Genomic DNA, 15,269 nt, shown 5'->3' on the forward strand with positions numbered 1-15,269 from the left:
CGCGCCCGCGGGCTGCTCGCCGAACCGGACGAAGCGGAGGCGCACTACGCGGCGGCCCTCGACGACCCCGCCGGATCCCTCTGGCCCTTCGAACGGGCGCTGCTGCGGTTGGACTACGGCGCCTGGCTGCGCGCCCGCGACCGGGCCGCCGAGGCGGTGCCCCACCTGGCGGACGCGCTGGACGTCCTGGTACGACTGGGCGCGCGGCCCTGGGCCGACCGGGCCCGTACGCACCTGCGCGCGGCCGAGGCCCAGCCGTCGGCGACCGCTCCCCGGGCCACCGGCCCGGCCGGCCTCACCCCGCGGGAACTCACCATCGCCCGCCTCGCGGCGGCGGGCCAGACCAACCGCCAGATCGGCGAACGCCTCTCCATCTCCCCCCGCACGGTCGGCTTCCACCTCCACCGCATCTTCCCCAAACTCGGCGTCACCGCCCGCGCCCAGCTCCGCGACGCCCTGCACCCGCCCGGCTCCCCCGCCCCGGACTGACACAGTCGTCAGCCCGCGTACGCAGCGAGGCGCCCCCAGCGGCCAGTCAGGGGTTGGCCGCTGGGGCGCCGGGGCCCGTACCGGCGGACAGGGAGGAACGACGGGTACGGAGGTCGTGCGTGCTGCCCTTGCCCGGATACGGCAGCCGTCGGGATGGTGCTGCGGTCAGGCTGCGGTGAAGGCTGTGGACAGAAGAACGATCTGTGCCAGCAGCGCCCCGGCCCCGGCGAGTGCCCGCCGGTCGTACGGCGTCAGGTCGTGCGTCCGGCACGGCGGGAGTTCTCCGGGAAGGGGCAGGCTGCCCCATGCCGCCCCTGCGGCCAGGAAGGCGCAGCATGCAGCCGCACCGGCCAAAGCGCCCAGGGTCCGCATCACACCCGGTGCGCAGTACGTCATCCCGGCCCAGACGAGCATGGCGGGTACCAGGGAGGCCAGCACCCCGGCGAGCAGCCCGATTTCGGGCTGCTCACGCGCCTGCCGGACAGCCGCGTACATCACCTTGTCCCCGGCGGTCGGCCGCTCGTACGGACAGCAGGCCAGACAACGGGAGTTCACGCCGCACTGGAAGCACAGCGCCAGAGTCGTGCCGCAGTCCTCGCAGGGGTCGCCTACATCCTGTGAGGGCCGCGCCCGGTGCCAGGTGTGCAACCGGGCCAGCTCCCGCACCCTCACGGGGACACCTCCTCCGTACCGTCGTCGGCGCACACCGCCCAGACGAGTTTGCCGGCCCCCTCGCGGTCGCTCACTCCCCAGCGCCCCCCGGTGAGCGCGTCAATGAGCGCCAGGCCCCGCCCGGAATCGGCGTCCGCAGGCGCCTCGCGGCGTACAGGCTTGGTCTCGTTGGCGTCGTGCACTTCGATGCGGACCCCGCCGCGCAGGCGCTCGAACCGCGTCTCGATCAGGCGATCCCGGGGGGCCCGCGCATGGCGCACGGCGTTGGTGAGCACTTCGCAGAGAACCAGCTCGGCGGAGTCCGCCACCCGGTTCAAACCCCAAGAGTCCAGTTCCCGACGCAATTCGTGCCGGGCCTGCGGGACGCACCGGGGATCGCGCTCCCACCGTTTCACCACGACCGTACGCACGTGGTCGGTTGCCTTGCTGTCCCCACGCGTCGTGGGGAGCACTCCCAAGGTCACCGCGCAGCCCCCACGTAACCGAACTGGTGCCGGATGAGCTCATGCATGTCAGCCTGCTTTCTCAGGTTGGCCATGCCCGGGGGCCGCGCGAACGGTCGCCGGGGTCCTTTGTGTCTGACAACGCTCCCGGTCGAGGCAGGGCAGCACCACGGCAGAAAGGCCGCACCTTTGCGGCACGTTGGGTGCACGTGACGCTGCACCGGATACGCTGAACTGGGATAACGGCACCGGACGGAGAACGGGCATGACGACCAGGCGGCAGCGCTTCGCACAACGCCGGAAGGCGTGCGGCTACACGCAAGAGTCGTTCGCGGACACCCTGAGAGTCGACCGCAGCACGGTGCAGCGCTGGGAACGCGGTGAGGTTGACCCTCAGCCGCATCAGGGCCCCAAAATCGCCAAGCTGCTACAGGTCTCATCGAAGGAACTGGACGCGCTCCTCACGTCGGACACGCCACCCGCAACGGCCAACGCATGGATTACCAACAGCAGCACGCCGTTTCACGATGACGAACTGGACGCTTGGGAACTGTCGCGACGCGTCCGGGCAAGTGATGTCGGCACGGAGACCCTGAACCGACTTGAACGCGCCTTTGATGATTTGGCGATGGCATACCCGAAATCTCCGCCACAAACGCTGTTGCAGCGCGTGCGGAAGCATTCGGCTTATGTGGCACAGCTACTTGATGCCAGGAAAACCCTCGCAGAGCACCGGCGCCTGCTCGTTGTCGGCGGCTGGTTTTCCCTTCTTGGCGCAACGCTTCACATCGATTTGAAGCAAGATGACGCGGCAACGGCGCGACTGCAAACGGCCGCGACGCTCGCCCAGGAAGCCGAGTACCCGGAAATCAAGGCATGGTGCTTTGAAACCGACGCATGGCGAGTGCTCACGGATGGCGATTATGTGCGCGCGCTTGAGCTTTCGCGTATCGCCCAGGACGCTGCTCCGGCCGGAACATCCGCGCTGATCCAGGCAACCGCCCAGGAGGGTAGGGCGCACGCAAGGCTGGGCGACGCGAAAGAGACGTACGCAGCGATCGACCGTGTACAGGGAATGTCGGCTGCACTGGGCGAAACAAATCGCGCGGAGCATCACTATCAGTACGACCCCGCAAAGTCCCTCGCTTACACAGCAACCACGCTCGCATGGCTTGGCGATGCTGCCGCGGAGCCGTACGCCCGAGAGGTGATCGCGAGACTGGATCCGGGCGACGACGTCGGTAAGTGGCCTCGCCGGGTAGCGTCGGCGAACATCGATTTGGCGTTGGTCCTCCTTACCGGAAACCGCATAGATGAATCCTGCGATGCAGCACAGAAAGCCATACTGTCTGGCCGCGTCGTCCCATCGAACCATTGGCGCGCGCTGGAAGTCGTCAGCGCCGTTGAAGCCAAGAAGCTACCCGAAGCATCAGACCTGCGCGAGGCTTACGAGGGTCTGAAAGCCATTGAGACCTGAGCCCCACAACGCAGAAAAAGGCCCGAGAGGGGCCGTGTCCTCTCAGGCACCACTTCCCGGTGAGGTGCAGTGGCGGTACCTCGACCAGGCGCTCGCTCGCTGACGCTGCCCGCTTCTCCGCCGCAAACCACGAGTGCGCAGCCGTGGGGCGGAGCACAGGCTGCCCCGCCCCACGACGCGATCAGGGAGCGGCCGCGGCCGGCGTGGGCTCGGTCGCAGCGGGCTCGCTCGTGGTGGCCTTGTTGCGCCAACCGGTGTGGTTGAAGAGGAGGTTGAGCAGAAACGCGGCGAGGGTCGCGCTGGTGATCGCGCTGCCGCCGACGACGCGGACCCAGGTGGGGAAGGCGTGGTAGATGTTCGGGGCGACGACCGGGAGCATGCCGATGCCGATGGCGACGGCGACGATCAGCAGGTTGTCGGTGCCCTCGTACTCGACCTTGCGCAGGGTCTTGATGCCGACGGCGGTGACCGTGGCGAACATGACCAGGCCCGCCGCGCCAATCACCGGGCCGGGCAGGGAGGCGACGACCGCGCCGAGCTTGGGGATCAGCCCGAGCAGGACGAGGAAACCGCCCGCGACCGCGGCCACGTAACGGCTGCGGACCTTGGTCATCTCGACCAGGCCGACGTTCTGCGCGAAGACCGTGTCCACGAAGCCGTTCATGACGCCGCCCACGACACCGGAGACGCCGTCGGCGGCGAGGCCGCGCGCCAGGTCGGCCGGGGCGAGGCGGCGGCCGGTCATCTCGCCGACCGCGAGCATGTCGGCGGTGGACTCGGTGAAGGTCACCAGCATCACCACGCACATCGAGACCACCGCGGCGACCGGGAACTCGGGCGCGCCGAAGTGGAAGGGCGCGGTGACGCCGAACCAGTCGCCGTCACCGACCGACGAGAAGTCCGTCAGGTCCATCGGGATCGCGATCAGCGTGCCCACCACCAGGCCCAGCAGGACGCCGATCTGGGACAGGAACCCGCGGGTGAAGCGGCCGACGACGACGATCAGCAGCACGATGCCGCCGGCCAGCGCGAGGTGCGACGGCTTGGCGTAGTCCTTCGCGGCGGGGTCGTAGCCGGCGATCAGCCCGGCCGCCACCCCGATCAGCGAGAGCCCGATGACGGTGATGACCGAGCCGCTGACCAGCGGCGGGAAGAACCGCACCGCGCGGGCGAACGGCACCGCCACCAGCAGGCCGAAGACACCCGCGGCGACCATCGACCCGTACACGGCCTGCATGCCGTACTGGCCCGCGATCAGGATCATCGGCGTGACGGCGGTGAAGGTCGCGCCGGCCACCACCGGCAGCCGGACGCCCAGCAGCTTGCCGACGCCCAGTGCCTGGAGCATCGTGATCAGGCCCGCCACCAGCAGGTCGGCGTTGATCAGCAGACCGATGGTGTGGGTGTCGAGCTTCGCGGCGGCGCCGAAGACCAGGGGGACGGTGACGCAGCCGGTGTACATGACCAGAACGTGCTGGAGACCGAGCACCCCCAGCCGGGCGGGCGGCAGTGCCTGGTCGACGGGAGACGGTCCGGACACTGGTGGGGCCTGTGACAAAGCTGCCTCCGGCGAACGAGCGGGTGAGGAAGAGGGGCGGGGGACGGGTACGCCGCACACCCGGACTTCAACGTTTCGTTGAAGCAGGCGAGCGGCGCTTCAACTTTCCGTTGGCGTGGTTTCGCCGGTATTTCCGTGGTCCTACGGCGCAGTTGCCACGCGCCCAGGAGCCCGGAGTTGTGCCACGTGGCGGTGGAGGGCGCACCGGGGGGCGGTGGGGCGGCGGCCGGCCGGAGGGCGGCCCCTTCCCGGGGTGGCGCCCACCGGGGTGAGCCCGATTTGACAGGGCGTCAGCGCTTGACCAGGGTATTCGGTAGTGAAATTCGTTTCCATGTGCGACCGAGAGGACGGCTGTGAAAATCGCGTTCGTGGGCAAGGGCGGCAGCGGCAAGACGACGCTGTCCGCGCTGTTCTCCCGCCACCTGGCCGCCGCCGGCCACACCGTGGTCGCGGTCGACGCCGACATCAACCAGCACTTGGCGGTCGCCCTCGGCCTGCCCGAGGAGGAGGCGGCGCGCCTGCCCGCGCTGGGGGGCCGCCTGCCGGAGATCAAGGAGTACCTGCGGGGCACCAATCCGCTGATCGCCTCGGCGGCCACGATGGTGAAGACGACTCCGCCGGGACGCGGTTCACGGCTGCTGCGCCCGGCCGGTGACGATCCCGTGCACACCGCGATGGCGCGCGAGGTGGCGGGCGTGCTGCTGCTGGCCACCGGCGGGTTCGTCGAGGAGGACCTCGGGGTGTCCTGCTACCACTCCAAGGTCGGAGCGGTGGAGCTCTACCTGAACCACCTGGTCGACGGGCCCGGCGAGCACGTGGTGGTCGACATGACGGCCGGCGCCGACGCCTTCGCCTCCGGGCTGTTCACCCGCTTCGACCAGACCTTCATCGTGGCCGAGCCCACCCGCAAGGGCGTCTCCGTCTACCGCCAGTACCGGGACTACGCCGCCGAGTACGGGGTCGCGCTCGGCGTCGTCGGCAACAAGGTGACCGGGCCGGAGGACGTGGCGTTCCTCCGCGAACAGGTCGGCGACGACCTGCTGGTCTGCCTGGAGCACTCCCCGTACATCCGCGCCCAGGAGCAGGGGCGCGACGCCCCGCTGGGCCACCTGGAACCGGCCAACCGCGCCGCGCTCGACCGGCTGCACGCGGCCGTGGACGCCCGTACGAAGGACTGGGCCGCCTTCCAGGCCCACGCGGTCGCCTTCCACCTCAAGAACGCCCGCGCCTGGGCCGATGTCGCCGTCGGCGGGAATCTCGCGGAACAGGTCGACCCCGGTTTCCAGCACGGCCCGCAGGCCCTCCCGAACGAGCCGAGCCTCGCCTGACGCGACCTCCCCGGCGGGCACCTGATGCGCGCCGTTGAGACCCTGACGGTGGCGGGCGCGGGCGGCGCCGCCCTCCTCGGCCGTCGCGGCCGCACCGCCGACGCCCGCGGCGGGCGAGCCGCAGGTGCTCCTGCCCTCGGAGCCGGGCCGGAGAACCGGCGAGCCTGCTGGGGCCACCCCGGTGTCCGCCCCGCGCGGAGCCCTTCGGTTCCGGCCGGAGGGCTCCGCGCCGCCGCGGCGCGGACGGCGGCAACGACCCACCCCGATGCCGCCCCACCAGGCCCCCGCGCCACGCAACGCGTACGCCGTCCCACCTGCGTTCCGTCGCACTTTGGCCGGATTGGCAGCGTGACGTGGACTCACCAAAAGCGATACTGAGGCGGGGTGATCCGCCCCGATTTCGTCTCCCTCTGCCCGGAGGCTCCGTATGCCCCAGACCGCCCAGTCCACCACCGCCATCCTCGACGCCTGGCTCTCGGGCGCCGAGACCGCCTACGGCCAGGCCAACCCGGCCGGACCGCTGTACGTGGGCGGGAGCGCCGCGGAGGCCGCGCTCACCGACCCGACGGACGCGCTCTACGGCTTCTGTTCCAGCCCGAGCGGTTCGCTGGGCAGCTACTGCTGCTGACGCGCTCGTACGTACATGAAGCCGGTCCCGCGCGCCCGTTTCCACGGCCGCGGGACCGGTCTCGGCCGGCGGCATCCCGGGAGGCGGAACGGTGAACGGCTCGGACCCGAACGAGACAGCGCCGGCAGATCAGCCCTTGTGGTTCGCGGCGCCGGTCGCCCGGATCGCAGCGCCGTGGCAGGACGCCCTGACCCGGCGGCTGGCCGGGATCGGGGGCCTGGACCCGGCGGAACGGGACCTCGTGCGGGAGGCGGGGCACACCGCGCTGCTCACCTCGCTGCACGGCAGACTCTCCCGCCTGTTCCTGATCGAACTCCACGCCCTGCGGCTGGCCCGCGGCGGCGCCGGTTCGGCGCAGGACACCGAGACGTGGTCCGCCTTCATCGAGGAGGCGAGCCAGGACGGCTACCTCGACCGGATCGCGCCGCGCTACCCGGCCCTGCGCCCCCGGCTGGAATCCGTGGCCCGGCTCTCCGTGGCGGCGGTCGCCGCCTTCGCGTCCCGCCTCGCGGCCGACCGGTCGCTGCTCGAAGAGATCGTCGGTGCGCCGCCCGGCGCACTGCGCGGCGTCACGTTCGGCGCCGGCGACACCCACCGCGGCGGTCTGACGGTGAGCCGCGCCGACTTCGACGGCGGCACCGTGATGTACAAGCCGCGCCGGTCGCAGATCGACGCCGCGCTGGGCGCCCTCATCGATGAGCTCTACGCCGGTTTCACCCGGGTGCCCGACCGCGGCGAGCGCATCCGGGTGCCGCGCGTGCTGCTGCGGGACGGCTACGGGTGGGCCGAGTTCGTCCGGCACCGGTACTGCGCGGACGAGCGCGAACTCGCCGTCTTCTACCGCAACATCGGGCACTGGCTCGCCGTCCTGCGCTTCGTCGGCGGTACGGACATGCACGCCGAGAACATGGTCGCGGCGGGGCCGGTGCCGGTCATCGTCGACTCCGAGACGCTGTTCGACGCGCCGCCCGTGGTGGGCGGCACGGCTGCCGCCACCGGTCAGGGGCCCACCGCCGGCCGGGAACCCGCCGCGTTCCCGCCCAGCGGGCGGGGCCAGGCGGTGGACATCGCGGCGGCGGCGATCCGCCGCACCGTCCTGCGCACCGGACTGCTGCCGGTGCGCGGCGCCGGGTACGCGCTCGGCGGCGTGGACATCTCGGGGGTCGGCGCCCTGCCGGGACAGCAGCCGCGCATCCCCTCACCGGTGGTCACCGGCGGCGGCACGGCGGCGGCCCGCCTCCAGGTGGACCTGGTCGAGATGCCGACCGCGGGCAACCACCCCAGCCCCACCCCCGTGCTGAGCGCGTACTGGGACCGCGTCCTGGACGGCTTCCGCGAGATGACGGCCCACCTGCGCCGGCGCGCCGGCGGTACCGACGAGGGCGGGTACGAGCTGCTGCGCCGCTTCGAGGGCGCCGAGGCCCGCCGGATCCTGCGGCCGACCCAGGCGTACGTGGACATCGCGCGGATGCTGTGGCACCCGGCGTCCCTGCACGACGAGGCCGCCGCCGTCGAGCGGGCCCGCTCCATCCTGCGCCGCAACGCCGAGGCGCTGCCCGGGGCGCCGCGGGAGCCGGCCACCGTCGACGCCGAGATCGCCGACCTGCTCGTCGGCGACGTGCCGATGTTCACCTTCGAGGTGGACGGGCCGGTCATCGAGGCCACCCTGGCGGACTGGCGTACCGCCGACATGCCGTTCGAGGAGTCCATCATCAAGGACGCGCTGGTCGGCGCGTATCTCAACGAGCGCTCCCTGCCGGCCCGGGTCCGGCACCCCGCCGCCGACCCGCACAGCCGCGACGCGGACGCCAGGCGCCGCGCGCTGGCCGCCGCGATGGTCGGCCGCCTGTGCGAGGGGTCGGTGCGCGGCGACGACTCCACCGTGACCTGGATCAGCCCGGTGTTCACGCCCGCGGGCTGGTCGATCAGGGTGCTGCCGGCCGACCTCTACACCGGTCAGGGCGGCGTCGCCCTGGCGCTCGCCGAGTACGTGACACAGGTGCGCGCCGGGCGCGCCGAGGAGGTGCCCGGGGTCGAGGAGCACCTGCGGGGCGCGCTGCGGGTGCTGGCCGACACCGAGGACACCACGCCCACCCCGTCGGCCGGCGCGTTCAGCGGCGCCGCCTCGCAGGTGTGGACGTGGACCGCGCTGCACCGCGTGCTGGGCTGGGACTGGCTGCTGGAGCGGGCGGTCGACCGGGCCACGGCGCTGGACGAGGGCCCGCTGATCGACGAGGACCGGGACGTCGACCTGCTGAACGGGGTCGCCGGGGTCGCCGTACCGCTGCTCAACCTGGCCGCCGCCACCGGACAGGACCGCTGGCTCGGCACCGCGGCGAGGGCCGGGCGCCGCCTGGTGGCGCAGGCCACCCTCGACCCGGCCGGAGCACGGTGGTCGACGCGCCTGAACCCGGCCGGCATCGGCGGTTTCGCCCACGGCGCGACCGGGATCGGCTGGACGCTGGCGCGGCTCGCGCTGAGCGACGCGGGCTCGCCGGCCGAGCGGCGCGCCTGGAGCGGACTGGCGTCGCGGGCGTTCGCGTACCAGGAGTCCCTCTACCGTCCCGAGGACGGCAACTGGCTCGACGTCCGGATCGGCAGCGAGGAGGACTTCTTCACGAGTTGGTGCCACGGCAGCGCCGGCATCGGCATCGCGATGCTCGACCTCTACCGGCGCACCGGCGACCCGCACCACCTGGACGCCGGCCGCCGGGCCGCCCGCGCGTGCGCGGCGGACGGCTTCGGCTGGAGCCACACGCTGTGCCACGGCGACCTGGGCACGTGGGAGATGCTCGACGCCATCCGCACGGCCGACCCCACGTGGGACGGCCCCGGCCGTCCCAGGATCGACGGCGAACTGCTCACCGGCCTCGAACAGCGCGGCCCGGTCGGCGGCCTGGCCCGCGAGGCCTTCTCCCCCAGCCTCATGTCCGGCCTGGCGGGCGTCGTCCACGCGCTGCTCCGCATGCACCCGGCCGGCGACCTGCCGTCCCCCCTGCTGCTGGACTGACCCGTCACGCAGCGCCGCGCGTCCGGTCACGGCTTCCGGACCCGGGGGCCGTACGACCGCCGCGCTGGACGGTCGTACGGCCCCGGGGTCCGGCGGCGGGCGGACGCGCTCGGACGGGCGGGTGCCCCACCCCTGCGGACGGCGCGGGCGGGGTGGCGTGTCACTGGCCGGCGGCGGCCTTTTCGCGGAGGCGGGTCCAGGCTGTGTCGCGTACGGCGGGGGTGAGGAGGACGTCGGCCGCCGTGCAGGCCAGTGCTTCGGCGGCGGCGAGCATGACCTCGCGGGCGCGGGGGCCGGCGGCGGCTGCGGCGAACTCGGGGGTGTGGTGGGAGCCGTCGGGGCCCATGATCGCCACGAACGGGTGGATCGCGGGTACGCGGGTGCTCACGTTGCCCATGTCCGAGGAACCGAGATGCGTCCCCGGGGCCGGTTCGGTGAGCTGGATGCCGGTACGGGCGAGGTGCCGCGTGAAGCGGCCGGACAGTTCGGGGCTGTCCCGGAAGTGCTGGTACCTCGGCCCGATCCTGGTGGTCTCGGCGGTCGCGCCCGTGGCGTGCGCGATGCCGTCGGCGCAGGAGCCCAGTTGTGCCACCAGGTCCTCCAGCGCTGCCGTGGTCGCGCCGCGCAGGCCGAAGAGCCCTTCGGCGTAGTCGGGGACGATGTTGGCGGCCTTGCCCCCGTCGGTGATGACGCCCTGGACGTGCGAGCCGGACGGGAGGCGCCGGGCGAGCCCGGAGAGGGTGTTGAAGAGCTCGATCAGCGCGGCGAGCGCGTCGATGCCCTCCGTCGGGTTGCCGGTGGGGTGGGCGGCCCGGCCGTGGAAGCCGACCCGCACCAGCGCCGAGGCGGTCAGCGGCGCCCAGGCCCAGTCGTGGACACCCGGGTGGAACATCAGCGCCGCGTCGACCCCGTCGAAGAGCCCGGCTTCCGCGGCGATCGCCTTGCCGCCCCCGCGCTCCTCCGCGGGGGTGCCGACCACCATCAGCGTGCCGCCTCCCTGGACCGGGGCGACCGGGGCATCCCCCGCAGGAACGCCTTCCCCGGGCCCACCCCCCTCCGCGAGCGCCGCCCGCACCGCCAGCCCCGCACCGAGCCCCGCCGCGGCGATCAGGTTGTGCCCGCAGGCGTGGCCGAGGCCGGGCAGCGCGTCGTACTCGAGCAGCAGTGCGACGCGGGGCCCGCCACCGCCTGCGTCGCCACCACCACCGCCACCGCGCCCCCCGACCTCCGCGCGCGCGACGAACGCCGTCGGCATGCCGGCCACCCCGCGCTCCACCCCGAGACCGGCCGCCTCCAGTTCCCCGGCCAGCAACTCCGCGGCCCGGTGTTCCTGGAAGGCGATCTCCGGTCGGCGGTGCAGGGCGAGGCTCACGTCCCACAGTCGGGCGGCGTGGGCCCGGACATGACGGCGGACGGTCGCGTAGACGGGGTCGAGCGCTGTGTCGGTCACAAGGGACGCGTTCCACAGGAGGGGCCACTGATGCGTGGGCGCCCTCATTCGGATCAGTGAGGGCCGACCGCGTCACATGGCCGCGAGGCCCGATTTCTCCGGCCCGGCGGCCGCGTTCTCACTCGGATGCCCTGATCCCGCCAGTCGCCGGGCTTGCCGCGGCTCCCTACGTTTTCCGTAGGAGCAGACCAATGACAGCCGCCGGGAGCCCTTCCCCCGGATGGCTCTACGCGCGTAAAGCGTGCTGTCTGTCATGGCCACGCCAAGAAAAAACACACCTTCACCCTTGGAGGCGCACATGAACATCGCCGGACACGGCCCCCGTCACAGATCCATACTGCGCCGCTCCCTCACGGGAGTCGGCGGCACGTTGATCGCCGTCATCGCCCTGCTCGTCACGGTGCCCAGCGGGGCCACCGCCAGCACACCCGCTCCCACGCCCGACGAGTACGGCCGGATCACCCACCCCGAGCGCGACTGGATGGGCTCGACGGTCGCCGCCCACGAGGGCAGGTCCACCGCCGCCGGCGGCGGTGCGGTCACCGCGAGCGTCACGCAGACCCCCGGCTTCGACGCCAGCCACTGGCAGGGCACCGTCAACTGGGCCGCCGCGTACAGCAACGGCGCCCGGTTCGCCTACATCAAGGCCACCGAGGGCACCACGTACCGCGACCCGAACTTCAGTGCCAACTACACCAACTCGTACAACGCCGGCTACATCCGCGGCGCCTACCACTTCGCCACGCCCAACACCTCCAGCGGCGTGGCCCAGGCCGACTGGTTCGTCGCACACGGCGGCGGCTGGTCGAAGGACGGCAAGACCCTGCCGCCCATGCTGGACATCGAGTACAACCCGTACGGCGCCACGTGCTACGGCCTGAGCAAGGCCGCGATGCGCAGCTGGCTCTCGGCCTTCATCAACGAGGTGCACGCCAAGACCACCCGCTGGGCGACGATCTACACCACTACCGACTGGTGGACCACCTGCACCGGCAACACCTCCATGTTCGCGGCCACCAACCCCCTGTTCATCGCCCGGTACGCCTCCTCCCCCGGCACGCTGCCGGCCGGCTGGCCGTTCCACACCTTCTGGCAGTACGCCGACTCCGGCGTCTTCCCGGGTGACCAGGACAAGTTCAACGGTGCGTACACCCGTCTGCAGAACCTGGCCAACAACACCTGACGCTCCGCGAGGCAACGCCGTATTTCTCGCACAGGCCCTGCCCACGGACGCGCCCCCGGCCGGATCCCCCCAGCCGGGCGCGCGTCCGTTCGGGCGCCTTCGCTTACCGGGCACCGCCCGGGCGTGCGGGCGAGTGAGCCGTATCCGCCGTGCGGTCAGTCCTGGGGCAGGGGTGGGGTGGTGAGCAGCGGTGGGGTGGGAAGCAGGTCAGCGGTCGCGGGCGGGGTGGTGGGCGGAGGGGCACTGGCCGGTGGGGCGGTGGCCGGAGAAACGCCGGCCTCGGCCGTCGGGGTCTCGGCCGAGGGGGTCTCGGCCGAGGGGGCGGCGGGCAGCTCGGGGTGTGACGTCGCGCTCGGGCCCGGGGTCGTCGCGGACGGGGCACGTGAGCGGGACGGGGCATGCGGGTGCGCGGAGGTGATGGCGGTCACCCGGGCGCAGTAGGCGGCGACTTCGGTCGTGCCGCCCGCCGCCCGTTCGAGGCGGGCCAGGGAAACGTCGTCCAGGGACTGGCCCGTGCCCGCGGCCTCCGTGTATGCCACGCACAGGGGCAGGATGCCCGGGGGCGCCGGTGAGAGCGCGGGCGGCTGCGGGACCAGGGTGAACCCGGGGGGCGCCGGGGTCGGGCTCGGGAACCGGCCCGGGCCGGCGGTCGCACCGGGGCCGGTGACGCCGGGCGTTTCCGGGGCGGTGGCGGTGGGGGTGAGGGTGAGGGACGCCTGCGGCGAGGACACGGTGGCGGGGTGGGTCCGCTGGAAGGGGTGCGGCAGCGTACCGGTCTGGGCGGCGAGCGCCGCACCGCCGAGCGCGAAGACCGCCACGACGGCGCCGAGTGCCGCTTTCGCCGGCCGGCGGGCGCCTCGGGCACGAGGCCGACGGCCGTCGGTGCGCGAGGTGTTCGGGGTGGGGCGGCCCTTGCGGCCTTGTCCGGGGCGGTGGCCGTCCGGGGCCGGCCACCACTCGCCACGCCCGGAGCCGGGAGTGTCCCGCCGGCCGCCGTCGCCCTGGGCACCGCTCGGGGCAGGCCACCAACCGGCCGTGCCGCGAGGCCCGTTCGGGGTGCGCCGAAGGAAGGCGAGTGCCGTACGGCTCCGCCGGCCGTGCGCGGGCGCCGTAGGATCCGCGCCCTCCTCCTGGCCGTCCCGGGCCCGCCGGAACGCGGCCAGTGCCGCACGCTCGTCCTCGGGGGCGCAGGGGCGCGGCTCGGCCGCCGCCGCGAGGAGGCGGGCCAGGGCGGCGGCCCGCGGGTCGGCGCCCGCGAGGCCGGGGTCGGCGGCCGCGTACTCGCCGCTGAGCAGGCGCTCGGCGGTGACCGGGTCCGGCCAACCGTCGTGTTCTCGGCTGTGGTTCATCGTCACTTCTCCCCGGCGCCGCTCAGGCGCTCCGACAGGCGTTTGAGGCCGCGGTGGGACGCGGTCCGCACGGCGCCCGGGCGTTTGCCCAGAACCTTCGCCGCCGTGGGTGCGTTGAGCCCGAGCACCACCCGCAGCAGTACGGCTTCCGCCTGGTCCTGGGGCAGTTCGGCGATCAGGGCCAGGGCACGTTCGGTGGCGATGTTCTCCAGGGCGAGGTGCTCGGAGTCCGGCGCCGCCGGCGGCTCGGCGGTCCCGTCGTCGAGTGCCGTGGTGCGCGGGCGGACCTTGGCCCGGCGCAGGTGGTCGAGCGCGCGGTGCCGGGCGATGGTGGCCGCCCAGCCCCGGAAGCCCGGACCGTCGCCGTGGAAGCGGCGCAGGTCGCGGACTATGTCGTGCCAGGTCTCCGAGGCGATGTCGTCCGCGTCCTCGCCGACCAGGGCGTACAGGTACCCGAGCAGCATGGGATGGACCTCCCGGTAGACGACGCCGAACGCTGCCTCGTCGCCACCGCGGGCCCGTCCGACCGCGTCACCCAGCTCCCCGTCGTCCATCCGCTCGCGCCGGCGTACCTCCGTGACTCCCACTCACTACGTCCTCTGCGTACCGACCGACACCGCCGTGTGCCGGTGCCCCGCACCGGCCGCGCCGAAACCGTGCACCGGCTCCGTACCGCCCACCGGCCCGCCGCCCCCGCGGCCCGGCGGGAGTCACACGGCGGCCTCGCCGGTCACGGAGAGGTAGAAGAGGCGCAGGCTGTCGTCCGGCCCGTTCTCGTACCGTCTGAGCGCCCTGCCGAGCGGGTTCCACAGCCGCCCGTCGGAGGTACGGATTCCGAAAGGCTGCCCGAAGATATCCTGCTCGGCCGGGTCGAAGTCCACCCACTCCGCCCCGGCCGCCCGTACCAGTACCTCGCCGGTGTAGGCGCCGAGACCGAGCAGCGTACGGCTGACCGCGCCGACCGGCGGGTTCTCGCGGCGGATGCCGCCGATGACGCGGTCGACCAGGGTCAGGCTGGCGGGCGAGTAGTCGAGCGTGATCCTCGCCTCCCGCACCATCGCCACGACGTCGGCCGCGAGCCGGGGCCCGAGCGCTGTACCCGGTGGGTCGTGCACGGCGTGCTCCATCGTGTGCCTCCACTGATCGGAGAACGCCGCGGCACGGGTCCGTGCCGCGGACGGGGCGCTCATACGGGGAGCGTGCGGGGCCGCGAAAGCGTTACACCGGCCCGCGGGAAGCGGCACCGAGCGGGTGCGGCTCCCTCGAGCCCCCTGGAGGGAGCCTCGCGCCCACGTCAGCCGGTCCAGCGTGGCCCTGGGCCGACGCCGCCGGTGCGCCCCCTGGAGGGGGCGCGCGCCCCTTCCGGGGGGCCGACGTACGGCACAGTGACCCGCCCCCCTGCCCGCCGCGCTGATCGATGCGGCCGGGCGTCGGCTCAGGCCTTCGGCTCCAGAGGTGCCGTTTGCTGGGTGCCGTCCTGCCCGTAGGCGAGGAACGCCGCGGCATTGCCCTGGCTGGGGTTGATCACGGGCAGGGGCACAGCGTTCGAGGAAGCGTTCACCGTCAGGATCGAGACGGAATTCCAGGTGGCGAAGTCGAGCACGGACACGGTGCGAGTGCTCGCACCGACACCGGCTTCGACGTCCAGGATCACGAGGTACTTGTTGCCCAGCACCTGGTAG

14 protein-coding genes are annotated in these 15,269 nt (G+C 72.9%); 6 read left to right on the forward strand and 8 right to left on the reverse strand.

Annotated features, from left to right (window positions below):
- A partial coding sequence (locus VIW71_RS11790) for a helix-turn-helix transcriptional regulator (RefSeq protein ID WP_331622055.1) occupies nucleotides 1–489 on the forward strand: 489 nt, incomplete at its 5' end.
- 165 nt (nucleotides 490–654) lie between these two features.
- Here VIW71_RS11790 and VIW71_RS11795 read toward each other — a convergent pair.
- Both VIW71_RS11795 and VIW71_RS11800 read right to left on the reverse strand, forming a co-directional pair.
- Nucleotides 655–1,161, reverse strand: coding sequence for a hypothetical protein (locus VIW71_RS11795; RefSeq protein WP_331622056.1), 507 nt, complete (start codon nucleotides 1,159–1,161; stop codon nucleotides 655–657).
- A complete protein-coding gene (locus VIW71_RS11800; RefSeq protein ID WP_331622057.1) occupies nucleotides 1,158–1,625 on the reverse strand; it encodes an ATP-binding protein in 468 nt (155 codons plus the stop codon). Before VIW71_RS11800 ends, VIW71_RS11795 begins: the two co-directional genes overlap by 4 nt.
- Before the next feature lie 244 nt (nucleotides 1,626–1,869).
- Between VIW71_RS11800 and VIW71_RS11805 the strand changes: the two genes are divergently transcribed.
- Nucleotides 1,870–3,081, forward strand: coding sequence for a helix-turn-helix domain-containing protein (locus VIW71_RS11805; RefSeq protein ID WP_331622058.1), 1,212 nt, complete (start codon nucleotides 1,870–1,872; stop codon nucleotides 3,079–3,081).
- Between the two features lie 181 nt (nucleotides 3,082–3,262).
- Here VIW71_RS11805 and VIW71_RS11810 read toward each other — a convergent pair whose 3' ends face one another.
- The gene (locus tag VIW71_RS11810) at nucleotides 3,263–4,639 is read right to left on the reverse strand and encodes a nucleobase:cation symporter-2 family protein (protein WP_414720731.1); all 1,377 of its coding nucleotides are present in this window, start codon (nucleotides 4,637–4,639) and stop codon (nucleotides 3,263–3,265) included.
- A gap of 353 nt (nucleotides 4,640–4,992) precedes the next feature.
- Here VIW71_RS11810 and VIW71_RS11815 point away from each other — a divergent pair, with 353 nt between their 5' ends.
- The 3 genes from VIW71_RS11815 to VIW71_RS11825 all read left to right on the forward strand — a co-directional run bounded on the left by VIW71_RS11815 (nucleotide 4,993) and on the right by VIW71_RS11825 (nucleotide 9,605).
- Nucleotides 4,993–5,967: an AAA family ATPase gene (locus VIW71_RS11815; RefSeq protein ID WP_331622060.1), complete on the forward strand. Its 975-nt coding sequence runs from the start codon at nucleotides 4,993–4,995 to the stop codon at nucleotides 5,965–5,967.
- Between the two features lie 427 nt (nucleotides 5,968–6,394).
- Nucleotides 6,395–6,595, forward strand: coding sequence for a DUF6229 family protein (locus VIW71_RS11820; protein WP_331622061.1), 201 nt, complete (start codon nucleotides 6,395–6,397; stop codon nucleotides 6,593–6,595).
- Between the two features lie 91 nt (nucleotides 6,596–6,686).
- The gene (locus VIW71_RS11825; protein ID WP_331622062.1) at nucleotides 6,687–9,605 is read left to right on the forward strand and encodes a type 2 lanthipeptide synthetase LanM family protein; all 2,919 of its coding nucleotides are present in this window, start codon (nucleotides 6,687–6,689) and stop codon (nucleotides 9,603–9,605) included.
- A gap of 160 nt (nucleotides 9,606–9,765) precedes the next feature.
- On the opposite strand, the gene VIW71_RS11830 is transcribed toward VIW71_RS11825, so the two are convergent.
- Complete coding sequence (locus VIW71_RS11830) at nucleotides 9,766–11,055, reverse strand: M20/M25/M40 family metallo-hydrolase (RefSeq protein WP_331622063.1); 1,290 nt, start codon at nucleotides 11,053–11,055, stop codon at nucleotides 9,766–9,768.
- Between the two features lie 298 nt (nucleotides 11,056–11,353).
- Here VIW71_RS11830 and VIW71_RS11835 point away from each other — a divergent pair, with 298 nt between their 5' ends.
- Complete coding sequence (locus VIW71_RS11835; RefSeq protein ID WP_331622064.1) at nucleotides 11,354–12,238, forward strand: lysozyme; 885 nt, start codon at nucleotides 11,354–11,356, stop codon at nucleotides 12,236–12,238.
- Nucleotides 12,239–12,393: 155 nt separating this feature from the next.
- Here the strand turns inward: VIW71_RS11835 and VIW71_RS11840 are convergent, their stop codons facing one another.
- The 4 genes from VIW71_RS11840 to VIW71_RS11855 form a co-directional block, all read right to left on the reverse strand.
- A complete protein-coding gene (locus tag VIW71_RS11840; protein ID WP_331622065.1) occupies nucleotides 12,394–13,587 on the reverse strand; it encodes a hypothetical protein in 1,194 nt (397 codons plus the stop codon).
- A gap of 2 nt (nucleotides 13,588–13,589) precedes the next feature.
- Nucleotides 13,590–14,141, reverse strand: coding sequence for an RNA polymerase sigma factor (locus VIW71_RS11845; RefSeq protein WP_331622068.1), 552 nt, complete (start codon nucleotides 14,139–14,141; stop codon nucleotides 13,590–13,592).
- Between the two features lie 156 nt (nucleotides 14,142–14,297).
- Nucleotides 14,298–14,777: a hypothetical protein gene (locus VIW71_RS11850; protein WP_331622066.1), complete on the reverse strand. Its 480-nt coding sequence runs from the start codon at nucleotides 14,775–14,777 to the stop codon at nucleotides 14,298–14,300.
- Nucleotides 14,778–15,022: 245 nt separating this feature from the next.
- The coding region (locus VIW71_RS11855; protein WP_331622067.1) for a hypothetical protein at nucleotides 15,023–15,269 on the reverse strand (247 nt) is incomplete at its 5' end.

This window comes from Streptomyces sp. (assembly GCF_036524955.1).
Classification (GTDB): Bacteria; Actinomycetota; Actinomycetes; order Streptomycetales; family Streptomycetaceae; genus Actinacidiphila.